Origin of the sequence: Saccharospirillum alexandrii (assembly GCF_004000275.1) — a bacterium.
Lineage (GTDB): Bacteria > Pseudomonadota > Gammaproteobacteria > Pseudomonadales > Natronospirillaceae > Saccharospirillum > Saccharospirillum alexandrii.
Genome location: NZ_RCIP01000003.1, coordinates 81,879 through 102,600, shown reverse-complemented (window position 1 = coordinate 102,600; position 20,722 = coordinate 81,879). Strand labels below are relative to the sequence as shown.

The following is a 20,722-nucleotide window of genomic DNA, read 5'->3' as shown; positions in this document are numbered from 1 at the left end:
GCAATTCAGTGACATACTTTGGCAATGATGCAAGGTAGCGGTGCCCGTGGCTTTTACCGCGGGATGGTGAGGCAGGTGGCATCGTCTGTGCAGTCGTGACGGTGTGGTTTGCCCCTTGGTTTTGCAAAAGGCAAACGACGCACTCTGGGGGCTAACTAGGATTTGGAGCTGGCATCATAAAACAACGCATTGGTTGGCTGGCGATTCAATGCATTCATTGCGTCGGCCTCCGGCTCTTTATGGCTGTCGCGGTGGCTGTGTTCGGTGTTGATGCCGAGTTTACTGAACAGGCGGGTGTCGGCATCTTCTTCGGGGTTGGCGGTTGTCAGTAGCTTGCAGCCGTAAAATATCGAATTGGCACCGGCCAAAAAGCACAGCGCCTGCATCTGTTCGTTCATGGCTTCACGGCCGGCGGAGAGCCGCACGTGGCTGCCGGGCATCATGATGCGAGCTACCGCAATGGTGCGGATGAACTCAAATTCATCAAGGTCTTCGACCTGTTCCAGGGGTGTTCCCGCTACCCTGACCAGTTTGTTGATGGGTACGCTTTCAGGGTGCGGCTTCAGGTTGGCCAGTTGCACCAGCAAACCGGCTCTGTCGTTGGCACTTTCACCCATACCGACAATGCCGCCTGAACATACCTTCATGCCCGCCTGGCGCACTTGTTCCAGCGTATCCAACCGGTTCTGGTAGGTGCGGGTGCTGATGATATCGGCGTAGTAGTCTGGCGAGGTATCGAGGTTGTGGTTGTAGTAATCGAGCCCGGCGTCTTTCAGCCTAGCGGCTTGCTGGGGGCTGAGCATGCCCAGCGTCATGCAGGTTTCCAGGCCCAGTGCTTTAACCCCGCTGATCATTCCGATAACGGCGGGCATGTCTCTGTCGTGAGGGTTGCGCCAGGCTGCGCCCATGCAAAAGCGAGTAGCGCCATTGTGTTTGGCTTCCCTCGCCCGTTGCAGCACGGTTTCTACGTCCATCAGCCGCTCTTTTTTTAACCCGGTATTGTAGCGCGCGCTTTGCGGGCAGTATTTGCAATCTTCCGGGCAGGCGCCCGTCTTTATCGACAATAAGGTACTGACTTGTACGCGATTGGGGTCGAAATACTGGCGGTGTACGCTCTGAGCCTGAAACAGCAAATCATTGAACGGCAGTGCGAAAAGCTCACCCACCTCGGCGGTTGTCCAGTCGTGCCGAATTGCACCGGGCGCCTGCATGAGAAATCCTTGTTGTTGAGTGGCGCCTGGAAGTCTAAGTGTGAGCCAATCGCAGTCAACTTTTTCGGATCTAAAAATTTACAGCTGGATGATTTGTGATCGGCTGTCTTGTGGTGTTCAAGCACCGTATTTGTTGGATCAATAAGCCGCAGTCAGATGTTTGCAGCCAACCGCATGGCTCAACCGGGCGCTAGAAAACAAGCGATGTATTCAGAGCAACACCTTGCGACGGTTAGCCGCAAGGTGTGGCAGAAAGGGGGACTTCAGGCCGGTTCGACTTTGGCCTGGTCTCGTGCCAGTTCTTCACGCCGGGTCCAGCGACGGTAGAAGACAGTAGCGATGGTGGAGTTGATCACGATAAACAGGGAGTACATGACCGGTATCAGCAGGATGAGCTGCTGGGTTTCATCGGCGAACGTCATGATGACGATCAGCGCCGCCAGCGGACCATTCTGGATACCGGTTTCCAGCGATACCGTTCTGGCTTTTTGCGGGTTCAGTCTGAGCACGCGGGAGAATAAATAGCCGAAGGTGAAGCCAATGAGCCCGATCAAAATCACCGCGGCGTACACTTCCCAGTTGGTCTCGACCAGCAAGCGCCAGTTTCTGGGTACCCAGGTGATCACGAGAAAGATGATGACGATGGCCCCGAGAATACCGCCCATCAGTTCGATAACCGCGCCGATGTTGGAATTTTTACGGCGCAGCCACATGCCGATCAGGGTGGGAATCAGCAACACAAACAATAAGCGCGCGATCTGGTCTGGCGGTATGCGAAACGCATCGTCAATGCCCTGAGTATAAAACTCCATTAACAGGGGCACCATCACAAAGCCGGCCAGGGTGGAGCAAATGGTCATCATAATGCTCAGGCTGAGCAAGCTCTTTGAAAAATACGCAAAAATGTTGGAGGTGGTACCGCCCGGCATGCAACCGATGAGCACCAGGCCCACCGTTTGTTCAACCGTTAAATTCAGTACCCGTGACAACACAAAGGCGATCAGCGGCATCAGCAAGTACTGAGAGGCAAAACCCACGCCCACCGCTTGCGGGTGACGCAAGGCCAGTCGGAAATCTTTAAAGGTGAGTGATGACCCCATGCCAAACATGATGATCACCATCATCACCGACAGTAAACTTTCTTCCAATGGACTAAGCATGTTCTGTGCTCCGACTGAGTAGCGGTTATTGTTGTAAGGCGGCGGCGCGGACTTCTTTTCTGAGCACCTTGCCGACCGGCGTTTTGGGCAACTCATCCCAGAAGACGATTTTTCGGGGCACTTTGTAGGCCGCGAGTTCCTGCTTGCAGTGGGCGATGATGTCGCGCTCGGTAATGCCCTCTTCGCGCAACACCACAAACGCCTGTACCGCTTCACCTGTTTGGTCGTCGGCGACACCAATCACGGCTGACTCCTGTACCTGGGGAATGCGGGCGATGCAGTCTTCGATCTCATTGGGGTAGACGTTAAAGCCGCTGACCAGAATCATGTCTTTCTTGCGATCAACAATGCTGAAGTGACCGTCTTCGGTCATCACGCCGATGTCGCCGGTATAGAACCAGCCGTCTCTGACGGCATCGGCGGTATCCTGGGGGCGGTTCCAGTAACCTTTCATGACTTGAGGGCCACGAACGATGATTTCACCGGGCTCGCCGACGGGTACGGTGGCTCCCTGTTCGTCGACGATGCGCACGTCAGTGTCGGGTGCGGGGATGCCGATGCTGTTGGGGCGTTCCTGGCCGATCGGGTTAAAACAAATGACCGGGGCGGTTTCGGTCAGGCCATAGCCTTCAGAGATGGGGCTCCCAACTATGGTACGCCAACGCTCGGCGACCGCCTGGTGCAGCGCGGTACCGCCTGCCATGGCTACCTTCATGGTTTTGGGCGGGTAGACGGTAAACCATTCTTCGTTCAGCAGGGCGTTATAGAGAGTGTTGACCCCCGAGATGGCCGAGATTGGGTAGTTATCGAAAGCGCGCTGGCAATTCTGGATGGGCCGGGGGCTGGGTACCAAAACGTTGTGTGCGCCCTTGTGGTAGAAAGCCAGTAAATTCACCGTGAACGCAAAGATGTGGTACATCGGCAAGGCGGTCAGAATGCATTCCCTGCCGGGTTCGATGTACCCCTGAACCACGGAATCGACCTGTTCAAGGTTGCTGATCAGGTTGCCGTGCGTCAGCTCGGCCCCTTTGCTGACCCCGGTGGTTCCGCCCGTGTACTGCAGCAGTGCGGTGTCTGAGCGAGTCAGGTGCTCCCAGTATTGGCGAACGTCGAGGCTTGCCTGTGCTTTTGCTTCGCGGCCTTTCTTGAGGGCCTGGTTGATGTCGTCGGCTTTGACCTGATGGCGGGGTATCGCCCGATTCCAGTATTTCAGTACGGCTTTGAGCACACCCCTAACGACCGGGGGAAACCACTGGGCAACAGAGGTGATGACCACTTGTTTGATGCCGGTTTTCGCCAGGATGGCGTCGAGTTTATCGACGAACATATCGACGATGATCAGCGCCTGGGCACCACTGTCGTTGAACTGGTGCTCCATTTCCCGCTTGGTGTAGAGCGGGTTGACGTTCACCAGGATGCAACCGGCTTTTAATACGCCAAAGGCGACCACCGGCAGAGTCAGGCAGTTGGGCATTTGCACCGCAACCCGGGTGCCAGCTTCAAGCTTGACGCATTCGCGCAAATAGACGGCAAAGGCATCGGACATTTCATCAACTTCGGCGTAGGTGAGCCGGCCGTTCATGCCGTTTGGCATGCAGGTGGTGAACGCCGGCTGGTCGCTGTAGGTCTGGCTGGCCGTTTGGATCAGGGCGGGTAGATTGTTGTGCTTGGGGTGACTGGCTGTGCTGTTACCGGCCTCGGATCGGGCTGCCCGGTAATGGCTTTCCCAGGGTTTGCTATCGTAATACTGATCATTCGACATGAATGGCCTCGCAGTGATGACGCTGTCAGCGTTCGTACCCCAAGGCGGACTCCGGGTAACGTGCTACAGGTCTTTTTTGTTTTTATTCTCCGATACAATACTCAACAGTACTGTAAAGCAACAACCGCTTTAGTGTCTGTGTGTAGAAAACTGCACATATGCCCGAACTACTCACGGATTATTGACCCCGATCGCTACTTTGCCAAAGCGTCACCGACACTTGCCGCCATCTACTTGACACCTAATGCGAAAGTGGATCTTCAATAACGACTGGCTAGCCGGTGGTGGTGCATGGGTGACACATAGAGCGGGCGTTGTTGCAGGTGCGGTGTCAGGGTGAAGCGGTGGATTGGCTGAATCGCCAGACGGGTTTTCCGCTACCCTTGGTAACCGGTTATTGGTCTGAAAGGTGGGTTTTCAGAAAGCCGAGCATCGCCTGCACTTTCATCGGCAGGTATTTTCGGGCCGGGTAGACCAGCCAGGCATGAACCATCCGGTCTTGCCAGTTGGTTAAGATGGGCGTCAGTGCGCCGGAGTCCAGGTAGGTGCTCAGGATAAAGTCCGGCTGGTAAAGGACCCCCAGGTGCTGACAGGCTGCCTGGGCCAGCAAATCGCCGTTGTTCAACTGCAGAGCCGAGCGAACCCGAACCCGGGCTTCTTCCTCGTCGCTAATCAGATGCCAGTTGCAGGGTTGGGCGCTCAGTGAGTAGGTCAGGCAGGGGTGTGCTTCCAGATCATCCGGCGTGTTGATGGCTGGGTGGCGGGCCAGATATTCCGGTGAGGCGGCGCACTTCATGCGATAGGTGCCGAGCGGTTTGGCGATCAGGCTACTGTCTTTGAGGTCGGCCACACGCAGACCCAGGTCGAAGCCCTCGGCAACCAGATCGGCGTGACGATCCGACAGTTCAATGTCCAGCTCCAGGTCGGGGTAGGTCAGTTTGAATTCGGGGATCAGTGGCATGATCAGCCGGCGCCCGAAGTCGAGCGGCATGGTCATGCGAAGAGTGCCGCTGATGGTGGTCGTCATGCGTTCGACGCGGGCATCGATGTTGGCCATCTCTTCCAGCAGGGGCACGACGTCGTGGTAGTAGCGTTCACCGGCTTCGGTCAGGGTGATGCGCCGGGTATTGCGACGCAACAGGCTGGTGTTCAGGGCCTGTTCCAGCGACTGGACCAGTTTGCTGGTTTTCGCGACCGATATGTTCAACTCTGCCGCAGCGCGGGAAAAACTACTGTGTTCGACGACGGCGCAAAACACCCGCAGGGCGTCCAATCGGTCCATCAACGGCCTCCTTCTTCTGACCCAACCGGTCATGGTACCCGGTTTTGGATTTGATGTTGGTGTCCTTATGCTTTCTATACATCAGAGTAGAACCGGGGTCACTGTTTTCCAAATTCGAAAAAGCCATTTTCAATTACAGTGGATTACAGCGTGTGAGTGACTCAGTAGAGTGGCGGGCTCTATCCTGTCTCACACTCAATAAGGAAGCGATCATGAAAACTCTGTCCCTGACGCTGGCGGCCATTTCCGCCTCAATGATCAGTGCCTCGGCACTGGCCGCCGATTACCAGATTGACCATGCCCACTCGGCGGTTACCTTTGAAACCGGTCACCTGGGGGTTTCCCGTTTGCCGGGCCGCTTTAACGAATTTTCAGGCTCCTATACCTGGTCGGACGACAACCTGTCGGAGAATACCGTATCCATTGAAATTCAGGCAGACAGCATCGACACCAACCACTCTGATCGCGATGAGCACCTGCGCAGCCCGGATTTCTTCAACGTTCGCCAGTACCCGACCATTGAGTTTACCAGCACCGCCTACGAAGGCACCGCAGAGGAAGGTGTGCTGACAGGCGAGTTGACCATGCACGGTGTAACCCGCGAAGTGGAAATGAACATTGTGAAAATCGGTGAAGGTGACGACCCCTGGGGTGGCTTTCGTCAGGGCTTCGTAGCGACCACCGAACTGATGCGCAGCGATTTTGACATCGACTATTTCATCCCCAACGTGCCCGATGAAACCGAACTGACGATCTTCATTGAAGGTATTCGCCAATAACGGCCAGCGGGAGTTATAACCATGATTGGTGACATGCTGCTGCCCACCGTTGTAATGCCATTGCTGGTCATGTTGGCGGCAGCGGCGGCCAGCTTGCGATTGAGTTGGGCGCCCGCGGCTGGGGCATTACTGGCTATTCTGGGTGCTTTTGGCTGGATACAGGGCTTCCGGTTAAACCACGTGCTGGAACCTGCGGCGATGGATGGCCTCTGGCTGATGACACTGGTGGCCGTACTCGCCGCCAGCCTCGGCCGACGTCAGGGCGCGGCGCTGATGCTGCTCGGCCTTCCAATCAGTGTCTGGGTGGTTTGGGTGTTTGCCGGTTCAATTGGCCCCGTGGTCTGGATAAGCCAGGCACTGGCGCTGCTCGTGCCTGTTGCCCTGGTGGCCTTGGGTGCAGATGACCGGGAAGACTCGCCGAAAACCACAGACTTCTGGATGCCAGGCTTCCTGGTCGCGCCGGTGGCGGTGCTGGCACCGACCGTTGGACTGGCCGGCAGTATCAAGCTTGCCGAAATTGCCGGTGCCATGGGTGTGGTGATGGCGGTTTGCTGGTGGGTTGCCAGGGGTGCGCCGCTTATTGCAGGCTGGCAAGTTCCCCGTTTGTGGCAACGCCTGCTTCCCTGCCTGACGCTGCCGCTGATGTGGGTCGCGCTGACGGCCTACCACCTTGTTGAAGTACCTGCCGTGGCTCTGCTGGCCGCCGCCTTGCCCTGGCTGGTAGGCAGCCTGTTTCGTGCCCGGCTTGAGGCAAGTCGCTGGTGGCTTAAGCTGGTCGTGTTGGTGTTGGTAACCGCATTGCCGCTGGCATTCAGCCTCTGGTACGTGTGGCCGGAGCAGTCGTTGTACTGACGTGAGCGTTAATGGTATCGATGCAGGCTTAGTCGTCGATTTTGGACAGCAAGCCTGCCAATTCCTCAATCTTCCCGACGGTTACTTTTACCAGGCTGTCTATTTCAGTACTCGATTGCTTTGAGTTCGCAGCAAGGCTTCTTACTTCATCGGCGACTACGGCAAAGCCCCGACCGACATCCCCGGCGCGCGCTGCCTCAATGGCAGCGTTGAGTGCCAGCAAGTTGGTTTGTTCGGAAATGCCGTTAATGGCACTGACAATGGCGCTGATCTGTTTGCTGGCATCCAGCACACTGGTCATCGCCACCTTAGTCTGACCCACTGCCTGCTTTCGATCTGTGATATCAAGTCCCAGCAAAAGGTATTGTGCGACCTCCTGCTTCACATTTCTGAGGCAGCAAAGACGAGCGTCGAGATGCAGTGCTTTGCCGTTGCGTTCAACACTGACCATCTTTTTAACAGACCCTTCGGTATCTATTCGCCCAATTTCTTCTTTCGTTAATCCATTAAACACAAGGCTTGCGAAGTCTGCTTCTGAGATGATGGGTAGTAGTTTGGCTTTCGCTAACTCGTTCCAGTGCGCGTGCTTACCATTGGGGGTTAGCTCTACGAGCAGCAATACTTCACTGATGGCGGCCAACTTGCGATCGAAGTCGAGAGCCATTTGTTTGACAGAAGTTATGTTTGCCTGGATGGATATGTATTTATCAATGGCGCCACTGTCATCGAAGATTGGATTGATGGAGAGGGATATCCAGTAAGGTTCACCGCTGCGGCTGTAGTTCAATATTTCATCGTAAAAGGGCACTTGCTTGTCGAGCGCCTGGCGGATTCGGGCGATCGCAGCCTTGTCTGTATCCGGCCCCTGAAGCAGTGCCCCCGGCTTCTTGCCAGCGACTTCTTGAAGGCTATAACCGGTAAGGCGTTCAAACCCCGGGTTAACGTAATCGATCAGGCCATTGGCGTCGGTAATGATCACTGAGTTATCGGTTTCATTGGCGACCAGCGACAACAGTTTGAAATTCTCACGCTTTAACACGTCGGCCGTGATATCGCTGGCAAACTTGATGATTTTCAGGACGTTGCCCTTCGGATCCTTAACGGGGTTGTAGGTGGCCTGAATCCAGACATCCGACCCATCTTTGGCGATTCGCCGATACTCATTGGACTGAAACTGACCTTTGCGCAGATTTTCCCAGAATGCCTTGTAGTCCGTGCTCTGGGCGTAGGCCGCATCGACGAACAGGCGGTGGTGGTTGCCAACGAGCTCTTGCTTTTCATAGCCAAATACAGCCAGGAAGTTTTCATTGACGTCCAGAATGTTGCCATAAAGGTCGAACTCGATGACTGCCTGAGACCGAAGAATGGCCTGGACCTTTGACTCGTAATCCGATTCACGCAATACCTGGCTGGTAATGTCATTGGCAAACTTGATGATCCGGCTTACTTTTCCACCTTTCAGAATGGGCGTATAGGAAGCCTGCAACCAGACCTTGCGGCCGTCTTTGGTGATTCGCTCGAACCGGGCGGTTTGTGCCTTGCCTGCCCGAAGGTTTTTCCAGAAGTCTTCATACTGCCGACTGTTCGCTTCGTCGGGGTCTACAAACAGCCGATGGTGCTTGCCAACGACTTCGTCAGCCCGGTAGCCCATGGTTTCCAGAAAAAGCGCATTGGCTCTAACGATGGTACCATCGAGTTTGAACTCAATAGAGGCAAAGGTATTGTTAATTGCCGTGAGAACGTTGTTAGAAAAGCCAAGCATAGCCAGGTAGCTCCATAAAGAGATGGGTCAGGACATTCAGTCACTGAGCAGGTTATCTGGCAGTTTAGACAAAACTTTATACTTTGTTTGGGTAAGAACGAAGGCGGGGTGCTGTTTGGGTTTCAGTCGGCTCGGCGATTTGCACACAGGGTTGATCGCATATGCCTGGTGAAGCAGCCCCGCGGAAGGGCTGTTGCGACAGGGTAAATCCCGGGAGGCTTGCAACACTGGCGCAATGCCTCCCCCAACGATTCTCTGATTTACAGTTGTCGGGTATCGGTCACAATGCTAACCGGGTGTACTGCAGATTTTGACTGAGTTGGATTCAAGGACTTCAGTTTGTTACCCAGATCCTGAAGGGTGTCCATACGGTTGCCTGGTGAGGGGTGAGTGCTTAGAAATTCCGGCCCGCCGCTGCCAGCCTGTGACATCTTGCGCCAGAGCGAGACGGCTGCCTCGGGCCGGTAACCGGCCCGAATAGCCAGCTCTATGCCTATTTCGTCTGCTTCACGTTCCGCATCCCGGCTGTTGGGCAGTTGCAGCGCCAGCTGCGCGGCGATGGCACTGCCGTTCAGTACATAGCCATTCTGGTCGGTGACCTGAGAGGTGATGGCCAACCCTGTATTCACCAGCACGGCGCGGGACATCTTTTCGGCGGTGTGATTGGCCAGCGCGTGGGAGATTTCGTGCCCCATGATCTGAGCAATTTCGTCATCCGTCAGGTTCAGCTGGGTAACAATGCCGGTGTAGATCGCCATTCGCCCACCCGCCATGCACCAGGCGTTGAGCGTGTCCGGGTCGTCGATGATGGCGACGCTCCAGTCCCAGTCTCGTGAATCCGGGTATTTCCTGATCGCCTCGGTGACCAGGCGGCCGGTGATCGTGGAAATGCGGTCAACCCACGCCTCGTCGGTCATCAGCTGAAACTCATTGGATATGTCAGTAACCGTGCTGACGTAGGCCTGTTTGGACTCACTGATGGCCATTTCCGGCGATATCAGCATCAATTGGGAGCGGCCGGTGGGGCTGGTGGCGCAGGCTGAGATCAGCAACACGGTCAATCCGGTGATGAGTATGTGTTTCATGGAAGATCCTTGCAGTGTTGGACAATCACCATGATCGGTGAACGCTTTTTATAGTAGCAGCTTCCGTTTGTTTCTGTTCACTCCTCGAATTGACTTTACAGGAGAGAGCCCCGGCATGGCCTGCACGTTCACTGGCAGGCTGCTCCGAGCCTCCGCCTGATGCCAGTCAATGTGACTTGCCGACCCGGACTCTGTATCTGACCTTCAGGATGCCTCGCGGTGCGGATTGCGAGGGTCTTGTGTCCAGTTCAGGTAAGGTTTTTCAACATCGCGTTTTACCATGGTGATGCAGTCGTCTACCGGGCAGGTAATCTCACAGAGGTTACAGCCAACACACTCTTCTTCAATGATTTCCAGCTTATTGGTGCCGTTGTTTTGTGCGGTGATGGCAATCGCCTGATGGGAGGTATCCTCGCAGCTGATGAAACAGCGTCCACACCCTATGCATTTTTCCTGGTCAATTTCCGCAACCACCTTGTAGTTAATGTTGAGGTATTTCCAATCGGTGGTGTTTGGTACCGCTGCGCCCTGGAAGTCGGCAATGGTGTTATAGCCTTTGCTGTCCATCCAGTGGGATAAGCCGTCTTTCATTTCCTTCACGATCCTGAAACCATGGATCATGGCCGCGGTGCATACCTGAACATTGCCGCAACCGAGCGAGATAAACTCCGCCGCGTCGCGCCAGTTGCTGATGCCACCAATACCTGAAATCGGCAAACTGGCGGTTTCAGGGTCGCGGGCAATTTCGGCCACCATGTTCAGGGCAATGGGTTTGACGGCAGGGCCACAATAGCCGCCGTGAGTGCTCTTACCGTCGACAATGGGCCGTGCCGCCATCTGGTCCAGATCTATGCTGGTAATCGAGTTGATGGTGTTGATTAACGATACGGCATCAGCACCGCCGGCGTTGGCCGCACGAGCTGCAAAGCGAATGTCGGTGATGTTGGGCGTCAGTTTCACGATAACAGGCAGTGTACTGTACATCTTGCACCAGCGGGCAACCTGTTCTACGTATTCCGGTACCTGACCAACGGCGGCACCCATTCCCCTTTCCGGCATACCATGGGGGCAGCCGAAGTTTAACTCCAGGCCATCAGCACCGGTTTTCTCGACCTCCCTGACGATGGTTTTCCAGGCGTGCTCTTCACATGGCACCATGAGGGAAACAATCAGTGCCTGCTCGGGCCAGCTTTTCTTAACCGCTTCAATTTCACGCAGGTTCACTTCCAGGCTGCGATCGGTGATCAGCTCTATGTTATTGAAACCCGATACGTTGCCGTTGCCATCGTAATGCGCGGAATAGCGAGAGGAAACGTTGACTGCAGCCGGGTCTTCACCCAGCGTCTTCCAAACCACGCCACCCCAGCCTGCTTCATAAGCGCGCTCTACGTTGTACGCTTTGTCGGTGGGTGGTGCCGAGGCCAGCCAGAACGGGTTGGGTGACTTAATGCCTGCAAATACGGTTGTCAAATCAGCCATCTTAGTTTCCCTCTGAGCCGGTTAAGTAGTTGTGAATCGCCATTGCGGCCAGTTTGCCTTGTTGTACCGCTTCGACCGTCAAGTCCTGGCCCACTCCGGTGCAGTCCCCTCCGGCGAATACCTTGCTGATGGTCGTTTTGAAGTTATCCATCGTTGAGATTTTGCCCCCACCGAGGTCGGGTAGCTGGGTTTCATCCGCTGGGTAGGCCAGGGATTGACCGACTGCCTTGTATACAGCTTCACAAGCCACTTCAAAAAACTCGCCGGTATCCATTAGCTTGCCGTTGTCGATCCTGGTTTTTGCAAAGCGGACGGCGCTGACATGGTTGTTTGCGTCCGCCCTTATTTCGACCGGACGTGCCCAGGTTTTAATGCGCACCTGGTGCTCTTTGGCGATGTGCTGTTCGTGGTCGGTGGCACTCATATCCGCCTCGCCACGCCGGTAAACCAGCGTGACTTCCTCGGTTCCCAGGCGCTTCAACTGACAGGCGATATCGATGGCGGTGTTACCAGCGCCAATAACGACAGCGCTAGTGCGTGGTACGTCGAGTTGGTCGATGTCATTGGCCTGACGGAGCTCTTTTATGAAGTCAACGGCGTTGAGCACGCCGATGCTGCTTTCGTTGGCAAGTCCGAGCTCACGGGTGTCTTGTAAGCCAATACCCAAAAAGACCGAGTCGTACCGTTCGGTCAAATCGGTTAGATGAATCTCTTTTCCGAGTGCCTTGTTGTAGTGAATTGTTATGCCACCAACACCCAGAATAAAATCGACTTCTTTCTGGGCAAACTGATTGGTGAGTTTGTATTTGGCGATGCCGTACTCGTTCAGGCCGCCTGCTTTGCTTTGGGCTTCGAAGACATCCACTTCATTGCCCAATACAGCCAGGCGATGCGCGCAGCTCAAGCCTGCGGGGCCAGCCCCGACGACAGCAACTTTCTTACCGGTTGAGGATGCGCGGCCAATAGGGTGGTCTGGAAACACGGCGTTGTCTGTTGCATGGCGTTGTAGCAAGCCAATTAACACCGGTGCGCACTCTTCTTCCTTATTCCGTACACAGGCTTGCTCACACAATATTTCGGTAGGGCATACCCGGGCGCAGCTGCCACCCATGATGTTCTGCTCATAGATGGTTTCAGCGGCACCGTTCACATCCTCATGGTGAATGCTTGCGATGAAACTGGGAATGTCAATATCACTGGGGCAGGCTTTGACGCACGGTGCGTCGTAGCAGTAGTAACATCGGGCGCTTTCTATGACTGCCTGGCGATGGGACAGCGCCGGTTTAATATCACTGAACAAGTCATCAAGGCTGGGCGATGGATCGGTATCCACCAGGGTGCTGGCCGCGGTCATGGTGTGTCCTCTGTCAGACTGCAAGAAATCTTTGAGTATTGTTGTGTGTACGGTATGTGATTAACGCTAAGCATTGGTCGTGCCACCTTCTGACCAAATGGTCAATAGATGACGCAATGGCGTGATGAGCGCGCTGGGATGAGTGAAAAATCCCTGTTGCAGCAAAGGCTTAAGGGGCATCATCGAAACTATTCGATTACACTGCAGGAGGATGAATCCCGTTGATGTGTTCGGGGTGTTATTCAATAGCGCACCGAAACCAAGCATTGCATAACCTGAGAGCGCAGTATCAAGGCATGACAAAAGCAGCAGCAGTATCCAAAACCAAAAAAACGACGGGGACAGCGTCGGGTCGTCGCAAGTTAGTCGATATACGCAAAGATAATTCTGAGCAAATCTTGCGGGTGGCTGAACAGGTATTCAGTGAGCGAGGCTTTAAGGGAACGACGATATCGGCTATTGCTGACGCGGCTGAACTGCCTAAAGCCAACATTTTGTATTACTTTAAAAGTAAGGAAGGGTTGTACAAGGCCGTATTGGTGGACTTACTACAGGGGTGGATGCACCACATGGATGACATGACAGCCGATCAGCATCCGCGCGAAGCGTTGCGCAATTATATTGTTAGTAAGATTCGTCAATCCAAAGAGCACCCAAATGCATCGCGAATATTTGCAGCTGAGGTTTTACACGGCGCTCCTTTCCTTAGAGAACAGCTGGAGGGGCCGCTAAAAGAGCAATTTGAGCGTACCTGTGGCGTAATTCGCAGCTGGGTGGCTAAACGGTGGATGGACCCAGTCAGCCCGGAACATCTGATGTTCATGCTGTGGTCATCGACACAATCCTATGCCGACTTTGAAGTGCAGAGCAGTATTCTATTGTCCAGGGATGCGCTGGAAGAAGCCGATTACAATGAAGGGGTAGAGTTAATTACTCGCGTTGTATTGAAAGGCTGTGGCGTTAGCCTGGTCTAGCTCACGCCACAGTGCCGGTTTCAGGCACCAACGGCCTCACCTACGGAAGCATCGGCCGAAACCAGGCCCGCAATGCGGGTCATGGCGTTCAGTAAAACTGAGCAGCCCGCTTCACACTCTTCCTGCGTTGTACTTTCTATTTCATTGTGGCTAATGCCGTTCAGGCAGGGCGTGAAGATCATGCTGGCCGGCGCGAAATCTGAAACATAGCAGGCATCGTGGCCGGCCCCGGCAATGATGTCCATGTAGCTGTAGCCGAGATCGATGGTGGCGTTGCGCACCGCTTCGATGCAGTTGTCGTCAAAAGGAATGGGCGCGTAATACCAGATCGGCTTCAAAGCGATATCGACACCCGTATCGGCGATGATCTCCGCAACAGCGGCTTTAAGCGCTTCATCCATGGCCGTCAATTCCTCATCGACAGGATGGCGGAGATCGACGCTCATCGAAATTTCCCCGGGAATGGTGTTGCGAGAGTTGGGTAATACCTGCATGTAGCCAACCGTGCCACAGCCTGGCTTGTGAGATTTGGCGATCTCTTCAACTTTCAGCACCAGTTGTGAGGTGGCCACCAACGCATCTTTGCGCAAGTGCATCGGTGTAGTGCCTGCGTGGGATTCGCGGCCAGTAAGCACCACGTCGAACCAGCGCTGGCCCTGGCCGCCGGTGACCACACCAATTTGCTTCTCCTCGGCCTCCAGATACGGCCCCTGTTCAATGTGGGTTTCAAAGAAAGCATGGAACTTTCGGCCGGTAACAGGGGTATCTCCCGCGTAACCTATTCGCTCCAACTCATCACCGAAACGCAGGCCTTCAACGTCAACCTTATCCAGAATCTCTTGCAAGCCAAAGCGACCAGAAACCACGCCCGAACCCATCATGGCAGGGGCAAAGCGGGAGCCTTCTTCGTTGGTCCAAACGGATATTTCGATGGGGTGTTTGGTTTTTATACTGTGGTCTTTCATGGAACGAATGACTTCCAGGCCTGCCAGAACACCGAACACGCCATCAAATTTGCCGCCAGAGGGTTGAGTGTCGAGGTGGCTGCCGGTGCCGACGGGTGGCAGATCGTTGTTTTCGCCGGGGCGGGTGCAGATGATATTACCGACCTGGTCGACCTTCACCGTGCACCCGGCTTCTTTGGCCCATGCTACGTACAGATCACGGCCTTGTTTGTCGAGGTCGGTCAGTGCCAGGCGCCGGCAGCCGCCCTTTTCTGTGGCACCAATTTTGGCCATTTCCATCAGGCTGTCCCAAAGACGATCGCTGTTAATGCTGAATGTGTTCATTGCGGCCTCCGCTGCAGAGTTTTCCAACAAGGTGTCGTTTTGGTAAGCAATGATTTGACCAATTGGACAGAACATTAACGATTAACGCTAACCCATTGATTTAGGGTGGTTATTGAACAGGGTGTGTTAAATATATTGGTCAGTGTAGATGGTGAGTGCTTCAAAATGCGTCGCTAAAGCCCTGTTATGCCCCATTACTGATCGTTTTTTGAGCCGGCAACCATCTCGTCCTGTTCAAGAAAATGAACGATTTGGTGATCCCCTAGGCCCTGCAGCGCCCGATTTATCCATTTCCTGAAAATTTATTTCTCATCATTTGTCCAGTTGGTCAATCAATTGCTTTCACCCTTTTCTATGGATGTATAAACGCGGGCTGGATCAACACCGGCGCAGCAAACATAGCGCCTCAAAAAACACAGCCAGACGCGTAGATGACACTGAAGCATGAGGACGGTAGATATGGGCATTCTGATTAAGGGCGGAAAAATAGTTAATGCGGACGTCAGCACGGTTGCAGATGTTTACTGTGAAGACGGCGTGATTAAAGGAATCGGTTTGGGGCTGGATGTACCGACAGACACCGAAATCATCGATGCCACGGGCAAGCTGGTCATGCCCGGTGGAATCGACCCTCATACTCATATGCAACTGCCGTTTATGGGAACGGTCGCCAGCGAGGATTTTTACACAGGCACAGCGGCCGGTCTGGCGGGCGGCACCACCATGATCATCGACTTCGTTATTCCAAGCCCTCAAGAGCCGATCATGCAAGCCTATGAAAAGTGGAAAGATTGGGCGTCACGGGCGGTTTCCGATTATTCCTTCCATGTGGCGATTACCTGGTGGGATGACACCGTGTATGAGGACATGGGCAGGCTGGTAAAAGAAGAAGGTATCAACAGTTTCAAACACTTTATGGCCTATAAAAACGCCATTATGGCGGCCGACGAAACGCTGGTGAACAGCTTTAGCCGGTGCCTGGAGCTGGGCGCCATGCCAACGGTTCATGCTGAGAACGGTGAGTTGGTTTACCACTTGCAGAAGCAGTTACTGGCGGCTGGCTTTACCGGCCCTGAAGCGCACCCCTTGTCGCGCCCGAGCCAGGTTGAGGGCGAGGCAGCTAACCGGGCGATCAGCATTGCGCAGACCATTGGATTGCCATTGTATTTGGTCCATGTGTCCTGCAAGGAAGCGGTCGATGAAATTGCCAGGGCGCGTCACAACGGTCAGCGCGTATACGGTGAAGTGTTGGCTGGCCATCTGGAGCTGGACGACAGCGTTTACCAGGCAGAGGATTTCGCCACGGCAGCGGCGCATGTTATGAGCCCACCCTTTCGCCCTAAAGGTCACCAGGAAGTGCTGTGGAAAGCGCTGCAGGGTGGCACTCTGCAAACGACTGCAACAGACCACTGTTGTTTCTGCGAAGACCAGAAAGCAGCGGGTAAAGATGACTTCTCCAAAATTCCAAACGGAACGGCGGGAATAGAAGACCGCCTGATGGTTCTGTGGGACTCCGGCGTCAACAAAGGCCGATTGACCGAAAACGAATTTGTCTCGGTAACGTCGACCAATACGGCGAAGATATTCAACCTGTACCCACAAAAGGGGTCCATCACCGAAGGTGCGGATGCCGATATCGTCATCTGGGATGCCAATAAAGAACACACCATTTCAGCGAAGACGCATCACCAAAACATCGATTTCAATATCTTTGAAGGCCGCACCGTCAAAGGGTCTCCTGAAATCACCATTAGCCAGGGCAAGGTCGTGTTCAGAGAGGGTCAGTTGATGGTAGAGGAGGGCGCCGGCCGCTACATCAAGCGTCCAGCGTTTCCGACCATTTTCGAGGCCGTGAAGAAACACAATGAAGTTAACGCTCCGGTTGCTGTAACGCGCTCATCCTAACCGTGATATGTGAGGAGACACAATGTTGGCGGTAGAAAGCTCAATAACCGAATCGACTGAAGCTGACCCTGGTACCGCAAGGCGGACAATGATTGGCGTAAAGGGGTTGTCTCTGGTTTTTGAAACCAACGACGGCCCGGTGAACGCGCTTTCTGATATCAACCTGGATATTCAGGAAGGTGAGTTTGTGTCTCTTATTGGCCCGTCGGGTTGTGGTAAAACGACCTTGCTGCGTGTTATTGCTGACCTGGAGCAACAAACTGACGGCAGCATTACCGTAAACGGCACAACGCCAGAGGATGCCCGTTTGAATCGTCTTTATGGTTATGTGTTTCAAGCCTCGGCGTTGCTGCCTTGGCGGACAATTCAACAAAACTGCGCACTGCCCATGGAAATATCCGGCCAGTCGACCGAGCATCAGAATAAGCAGATCGACAAGTATCTGAGCATGGTTGGCCTGAATGACTTCCACAAGAAATACCCCTGGCAGCTGTCCGGCGGGATGCAGCAGCGGGCCTCCATAGCGCGCGCTTTATGTATTGAGCCAGACCTTCTGTTGATGGATGAGCCATTTGGAGCCCTCGACGAGATTACTCGGGATCACATGAACGTTGAGCTTTTGAAAATTTGGGAGCAAACCCAAAAAACGGTGGTATTTGTTACCCATTCAATTGCAGAAGCGGTCATGTTGTCGACCAAGATAGTTGTTATGTCACCCCGGCCTGGCCGCGTCGTCAGCGTTATCGACAGCCCACTGCCAAAGATGAAGCATCTGGGTTTGCGAGACACCGAGGCCTTTCATGCCCTGTCGGCTCAGATACGAGCCGCACTGGCGCATGAGCATGCCATTGACTAACTGACTGCGGGGTTCTTTTTTGTGTTGAGCAGAATAGTGCATGAAAAGTGGTTTGCAATAGCGAGTTTCATCGTGATCATCATCGGTGCCTGGTATCTTTTTGCGCTATTAATGAATGGTAACCAGTTAGTAAATAACTACGAGCGCCGGAATATGGACTGGACAATCAGTTCCGTTGTTGCAGAAGCCTACCAGGTGAAACGGCCAATGCTACCCGCACCGCACCAAGTGATTGATGAGCTTTACAATACGGTCTTTGACACTCGCATAACCTCGAAACGATCCCTGGTGTTTCATACGCTCATAACCTTGCAGTCGACATTGCTAGGGTTCCTGCTCGGCACTGCTCTGGGTATCCTGATTGCCGTCGGTATTGTCCATAACCGAACGCTGGAAGCCAGCCTGATGCCTTGGGTGATCGCCTCTCAAACCATTCCTATTCTCGCCATAGCACCGATGATCGTTGTTGTTCTTGGTGCAGTGGGCTTAACGGGGTTGGTGCCAAAATCCATAATATCCATGTACTTGTCGTTTTTCCCCGTCACTATCGGCATGGTGAAAGGCCTGCGCTCAGCTGACAGCCTGCATATGGAACTACTGCATACCTACAGTGCCAATGCTCATCAGCTGTTTTGGAAGTTACGTTGGTTTTCGGCGCAACCCTATTTGTTTGCCAGTCTAAAAGTAGGAATAGCAGCGGCGTTGGTCGGTGCCATTGTGGGCGAATTGCCAACGGGTGCACAGGGTGGTTTGGGCGCGCGGCTGTTAAGCGGCTCCTATTACGGACAAACCACACAGATATGGTCAGCGCTGTTCATGGCCGCACTATTGGGTTCGGTCTTGGTTTGGCTGGTCAGTCTTGCTGAAAAAGTTTTACTGCGCCGCAGAGGGCTTGCTCATGAATAGCAAGTTGGTGTGCGGTTTTTTTGCCTTATCTTTCTGCAGTTTATCTGCGATATCCTTGATGGTAGAACCCGGGTTCTTTGATCGGTCTCCTGTTCTGTTACTGCTCTTTCCAGCTATCTATGTCAGTGCTGCGAAAGTCATGAGTCTGTTAACGGCCTATGGCGACCAGGGTAGGCCATTAAGTCGTTATTCGCGCATTTCTGTGCCGCTGGTGTTTGCACTGATAGTCGGGCTTACCTGGGAGAGTATGGTGAGCGGATATCAGGTCCCCTTTGTTCTACTGCCTCCGCCGAGCACGATTGTCAGCGCTTTCTTTAATAACACCTCAATTCTGTGGGCGGATTTCAGGCAAACTTATTTGAAAGCGGTATTAGCCGGGTATGTCATCGGTTGTACATCGGGGTTTGTTGTTGCGAAATTGGCTGTAAAGAGCAGGTACCTGCAAAATGGGCTGGTGCCTATGGGCAACTTCATGTCGGCAATTCCCATCGTGGGTATAGCGCCGATCATGGTGATGTGGTTCGGATTTGACTGGCAGTCCAAAGCAGCTGTGATTGTGGTGATGACGTTCTTCCCCATGTTTATCAATACGCTCACTGGCTTGAAGTCAGTCGATGCCTTGCAGAAAGATTTGTTTCACACCTATGCCGCAACCAAGACGCAGACCTTCTTTAAGAGTCAGCTGCCGCAAGCGCTTCCCTTTATTTTTAACGCATTGAAGATCAACTCAACCCTGGCGCTGATCGGCGCGATTGTTGCCGAGTTCTTTGGTACCCCCATTGTTGGCATGGGTTTTCGAATCTCGACCGAAGTAGGTCGGATGAATATGGACATGGTCTGGGCCACCATTTTGGTGGCGGCCCTGGCTGGTTCCATAAGTTACGGCGCTTTGGCATTACTGGAAAAAGCGACCTTGTTCTGGCATGCCTCCGTGCGTGGTATGCGGGCTCGTTAAGCTGATCCAATTGAAGTGCTTATTATTGGGCTAATTGTAAGGGATAAAAAGATGAACAAAACCGTAGTCTCATTAGCTGCTGGCGCTGCGTTGTTCGCATCTAGCCTGGTAGCACACGCTGCTGACGAATTAACTCTGCAATTGAAATGGGTGACCCAGGCGCAGTTCGCTGGTTATTACGTAGCTCTGGAAAATGGTTACTATGAAGACGAGGGTATTGATCTGACCATAAGACCTGGTGGCCCGGATATCGCGCCAGCGCAAGTTCTGGCCGGGGGTGGCGCCGACATCGTAGTCGACTGGCTGCCCTCTGCGCTTGCTACACGAGAGAAAGGGTTACCCTTGGTGAACATCGGTCAAATTTACGATGCGTCTGGCATGATGCTTACTTGTTTGGAGTCGAGCGGTATTGAATCACCTGAAGACTTTGGCGGTAAAACACTCGGTGTTTGGTTTTTCGGCAATGAGTATCCGTTTCTAAACTGGATGGCGAAGTTAGGGTATTCAACCCAGGGTGGTGAAGGAGTAACCGTATTAAAGCAGGGCTTTAATGTGGACCCTCTCTTTCAGGGGCAGGCCGATTGCGTGTCTACCATGACGTACAACGAGTATTGGCAGGTGATCGACGGCGGCATGACGCCAGACGAACTCGTTCTTTTCAAGTATGAGGATGAAGGTGTTGCAACACTGGAAGACGGCTTGTATGTGCTGGAGGAAGACCTGGCGGACCCGGCCATGGTTGAGTCTTACGCCAAGTTCCTGAAAGCGACGATTAAAGGCTGGGAGTGGGCCATGGAGAACCCGGAGGCTGCTGCAATGATCGTTCTGGAGTATGACGAGACCGGCGCACAAACGGAAGAACACCAGGTTCGAATGATGACTGAAGTTGCCAAGTTGCTAAGCACCAGTGGCGAGGGAATCGGTTATTTGGAGCCCGCTGCGTTTGATCGCACCGTTGATATACTGCTCGGCAGTGATTCAGACCCGGTAATTACCCAGGTTCCACAAGGGGCCTATTCGCATGCCGTGTTTAATGCAATGAGCATGTAAGGGTAAATGAACGAACTTGTAATGAGCAAGCACCCAGCTGGCTCCTTGTTCAGTCTCTTCA

At 53.8% G+C, this 20,722-nt stretch carries 17 protein-coding genes; 8 read left to right on the top strand and 9 right to left on the bottom strand.

The features are described from left to right. Window positions 1-155: 155 nt before the first annotated feature. The 4 genes from bioB to EP166_RS14060 all read right to left on the bottom strand — a co-directional run bounded on the left by bioB (window position 156) and on the right by EP166_RS14060 (window position 5,415). Window positions 156-1,211: a biotin synthase BioB gene (bioB, locus tag EP166_RS14075; RefSeq protein ID WP_127558185.1), complete on the bottom strand. Its 1,056-nt coding sequence runs from the start codon at window positions 1,209-1,211 to the stop codon at window positions 156-158. Between the two features lie 263 nt (window positions 1,212-1,474). Then, a complete protein-coding gene (locus EP166_RS14070) occupies window positions 1,475-2,371 on the bottom strand; it encodes a bile acid:sodium symporter family protein (RefSeq protein ID WP_127558183.1) in 897 nt (298 codons plus the stop codon). A 25-nt stretch (window positions 2,372-2,396) separates the two neighbouring features. After that, window positions 2,397-4,133 carry an AMP-binding protein gene (locus EP166_RS14065; RefSeq protein ID WP_127558181.1) on the bottom strand — a complete coding sequence of 579 codons (1,737 nt, stop codon included), beginning with the start codon at window positions 4,131-4,133 and terminating at the stop codon, window positions 2,397-2,399. A 394-nt stretch (window positions 4,134-4,527) separates the two neighbouring features. Further along, a complete protein-coding gene (locus EP166_RS14060; RefSeq protein ID WP_164743951.1) occupies window positions 4,528-5,415 on the bottom strand; it encodes a LysR family transcriptional regulator in 888 nt (295 codons plus the stop codon). Between the two features lie 212 nt (window positions 5,416-5,627). Here EP166_RS14060 and EP166_RS14055 point away from each other — a divergent pair, with 212 nt between their 5' ends. Together EP166_RS14055 and EP166_RS14050 are read left to right on the top strand one after the other, a co-directional pair. After that, window positions 5,628-6,194: a YceI family protein gene (locus tag EP166_RS14055; RefSeq protein WP_127558177.1), complete on the top strand. Its 567-nt coding sequence runs from the start codon at window positions 5,628-5,630 to the stop codon at window positions 6,192-6,194. Window positions 6,195-6,215: 21 nt separating this feature from the next. Next, window positions 6,216-7,046 carry a hypothetical protein gene (locus EP166_RS14050; RefSeq protein WP_127558175.1) on the top strand — a complete coding sequence of 277 codons (831 nt, stop codon included), beginning with the start codon at window positions 6,216-6,218 and terminating at the stop codon, window positions 7,044-7,046. 28 nt (window positions 7,047-7,074) lie between these two features. Here the strand turns inward: EP166_RS14050 and EP166_RS21640 are convergent, their stop codons facing one another. The 4 genes from EP166_RS21640 to EP166_RS14030 form a co-directional block, all read right to left on the bottom strand. Further along, entirely contained in the window at window positions 7,075-8,808 is a 1,734-nt protein-coding gene (locus EP166_RS21640) for a methyl-accepting chemotaxis protein (RefSeq protein WP_127558173.1), read from the bottom strand. A gap of 260 nt (window positions 8,809-9,068) precedes the next feature. Further along, on the bottom strand, window positions 9,069-9,893 hold the full coding sequence (locus EP166_RS14040) for a M48 family metallopeptidase (RefSeq protein ID WP_127558171.1): 825 nt from the start codon (window positions 9,891-9,893) through the stop codon (window positions 9,069-9,071). 204 nt (window positions 9,894-10,097) lie between these two features. After that, window positions 10,098-11,372 (bottom strand): NAD-dependent dihydropyrimidine dehydrogenase subunit PreA, encoded by a 1,275-nt coding sequence (gene preA / locus EP166_RS14035; RefSeq protein WP_127558169.1) that lies wholly within the window; start codon window positions 11,370-11,372, stop codon window positions 10,098-10,100. A gap of 1 nt (window position 11,373) precedes the next feature. Next, the gene (locus EP166_RS14030; RefSeq protein ID WP_127558167.1) at window positions 11,374-12,726 is read right to left on the bottom strand and encodes an NAD(P)-dependent oxidoreductase; all 1,353 of its coding nucleotides are present in this window, start codon (window positions 12,724-12,726) and stop codon (window positions 11,374-11,376) included. A 296-nt stretch (window positions 12,727-13,022) separates the two neighbouring features. Between EP166_RS14030 and EP166_RS14025 the strand changes: the two genes are divergently transcribed. After that, window positions 13,023-13,700, top strand: coding sequence for a TetR/AcrR family transcriptional regulator (locus EP166_RS14025; protein WP_127558165.1), 678 nt, complete (start codon window positions 13,023-13,025; stop codon window positions 13,698-13,700). 20 nt (window positions 13,701-13,720) lie between these two features. Here EP166_RS14025 and EP166_RS14020 read toward each other — a convergent pair whose 3' ends face one another. Beyond that, on the bottom strand, window positions 13,721-14,989 hold the full coding sequence (locus tag EP166_RS14020; protein WP_127558163.1) for a Zn-dependent hydrolase: 1,269 nt from the start codon (window positions 14,987-14,989) through the stop codon (window positions 13,721-13,723). 459 nt (window positions 14,990-15,448) lie between these two features. Here EP166_RS14020 and hydA point away from each other — a divergent pair, with 459 nt between their 5' ends. From hydA to EP166_RS13995, 5 genes are all read left to right on the top strand, one after another. Next, on the top strand, window positions 15,449-16,894 hold the full coding sequence (hydA, locus tag EP166_RS14015; protein ID WP_127558161.1) for a dihydropyrimidinase: 1,446 nt from the start codon (window positions 15,449-15,451) through the stop codon (window positions 16,892-16,894). Window positions 16,895-16,916: 22 nt separating this feature from the next. Beyond that, the gene (locus EP166_RS14010; RefSeq protein ID WP_127558159.1) at window positions 16,917-17,750 is read left to right on the top strand and encodes an ABC transporter ATP-binding protein; all 834 of its coding nucleotides are present in this window, start codon (window positions 16,917-16,919) and stop codon (window positions 17,748-17,750) included. A gap of 72 nt (window positions 17,751-17,822) precedes the next feature. Continuing rightward, window positions 17,823-18,656, top strand: a complete 834-nt coding sequence (locus tag EP166_RS14005; protein ID WP_246026306.1) for an ABC transporter permease — start codon at window positions 17,823-17,825, stop codon at window positions 18,654-18,656. Continuing rightward, complete coding sequence (locus tag EP166_RS14000) at window positions 18,649-19,611, top strand: ABC transporter permease (RefSeq protein ID WP_127558157.1); 963 nt, start codon at window positions 18,649-18,651, stop codon at window positions 19,609-19,611. Before EP166_RS14005 ends, EP166_RS14000 begins: the two co-directional genes overlap by 8 nt. Before the next feature lie 51 nt (window positions 19,612-19,662). Then, the gene (locus EP166_RS13995) at window positions 19,663-20,661 is read left to right on the top strand and encodes an ABC transporter substrate-binding protein (protein ID WP_127558155.1); all 999 of its coding nucleotides are present in this window, start codon (window positions 19,663-19,665) and stop codon (window positions 20,659-20,661) included. Window positions 20,662-20,722: the final 61 nt, after the last annotated feature.

Bases quoted from the DNA above. Each gene is read 5' to 3' on its own strand.
- bioB (WP_127558185.1), bottom strand. From the start codon at position 1,211: ATGCAGGCGCCCGGTGCAATTCGGCACGACTGGACAACCGCCGAGGTG.
- EP166_RS14070 (WP_127558183.1), bottom strand. From the start codon at position 2,371: ATGCTTAGTCCATTGGAAGAAAGTTTACTGTCGGTGATGATGGTGATC.
- EP166_RS14065 (WP_127558181.1), bottom strand. From the start codon at position 4,133: ATGTCGAATGATCAGTATTACGATAGCAAACCCTGGGAAAGCCATTAC.
- EP166_RS14060 (WP_164743951.1), bottom strand. From the start codon at position 5,415: ATGGACCGATTGGACGCCCTGCGGGTGTTTTGCGCCGTCGTCGAACAC.
- EP166_RS14055 (WP_127558177.1), top strand. From the start codon at position 5,628: ATGAAAACTCTGTCCCTGACGCTGGCGGCCATTTCCGCCTCAATGATC.
- EP166_RS14050 (WP_127558175.1), top strand. From the start codon at position 6,216: ATGATTGGTGACATGCTGCTGCCCACCGTTGTAATGCCATTGCTGGTC.
- EP166_RS21640 (WP_127558173.1), bottom strand. From the start codon at position 8,808: ATGCTTGGCTTTTCTAACAACGTTCTCACGGCAATTAACAATACCTTT.
- EP166_RS14040 (WP_127558171.1), bottom strand. From the start codon at position 9,893: ATGAAACACATACTCATCACCGGATTGACCGTGTTGCTGATCTCAGCC.
- preA (WP_127558169.1), bottom strand. From the start codon at position 11,372: ATGGCTGATTTGACAACCGTATTTGCAGGCATTAAGTCACCCAACCCG.
- EP166_RS14030 (WP_127558167.1), bottom strand. From the start codon at position 12,726: ATGACCGCGGCCAGCACCCTGGTGGATACCGATCCATCGCCCAGCCTT.
- EP166_RS14025 (WP_127558165.1), top strand. From the start codon at position 13,023: ATGACAAAAGCAGCAGCAGTATCCAAAACCAAAAAAACGACGGGGACA.
- EP166_RS14020 (WP_127558163.1), bottom strand. From the start codon at position 14,989: ATGAACACATTCAGCATTAACAGCGATCGTCTTTGGGACAGCCTGATG.
- hydA (WP_127558161.1), top strand. From the start codon at position 15,449: ATGGGCATTCTGATTAAGGGCGGAAAAATAGTTAATGCGGACGTCAGC.
- EP166_RS14010 (WP_127558159.1), top strand. From the start codon at position 16,917: ATGTTGGCGGTAGAAAGCTCAATAACCGAATCGACTGAAGCTGACCCT.
- EP166_RS14000 (WP_127558157.1), top strand. From the start codon at position 18,649: ATGAATAGCAAGTTGGTGTGCGGTTTTTTTGCCTTATCTTTCTGCAGT.
- EP166_RS13995 (WP_127558155.1), top strand. From the start codon at position 19,663: ATGAACAAAACCGTAGTCTCATTAGCTGCTGGCGCTGCGTTGTTCGCA.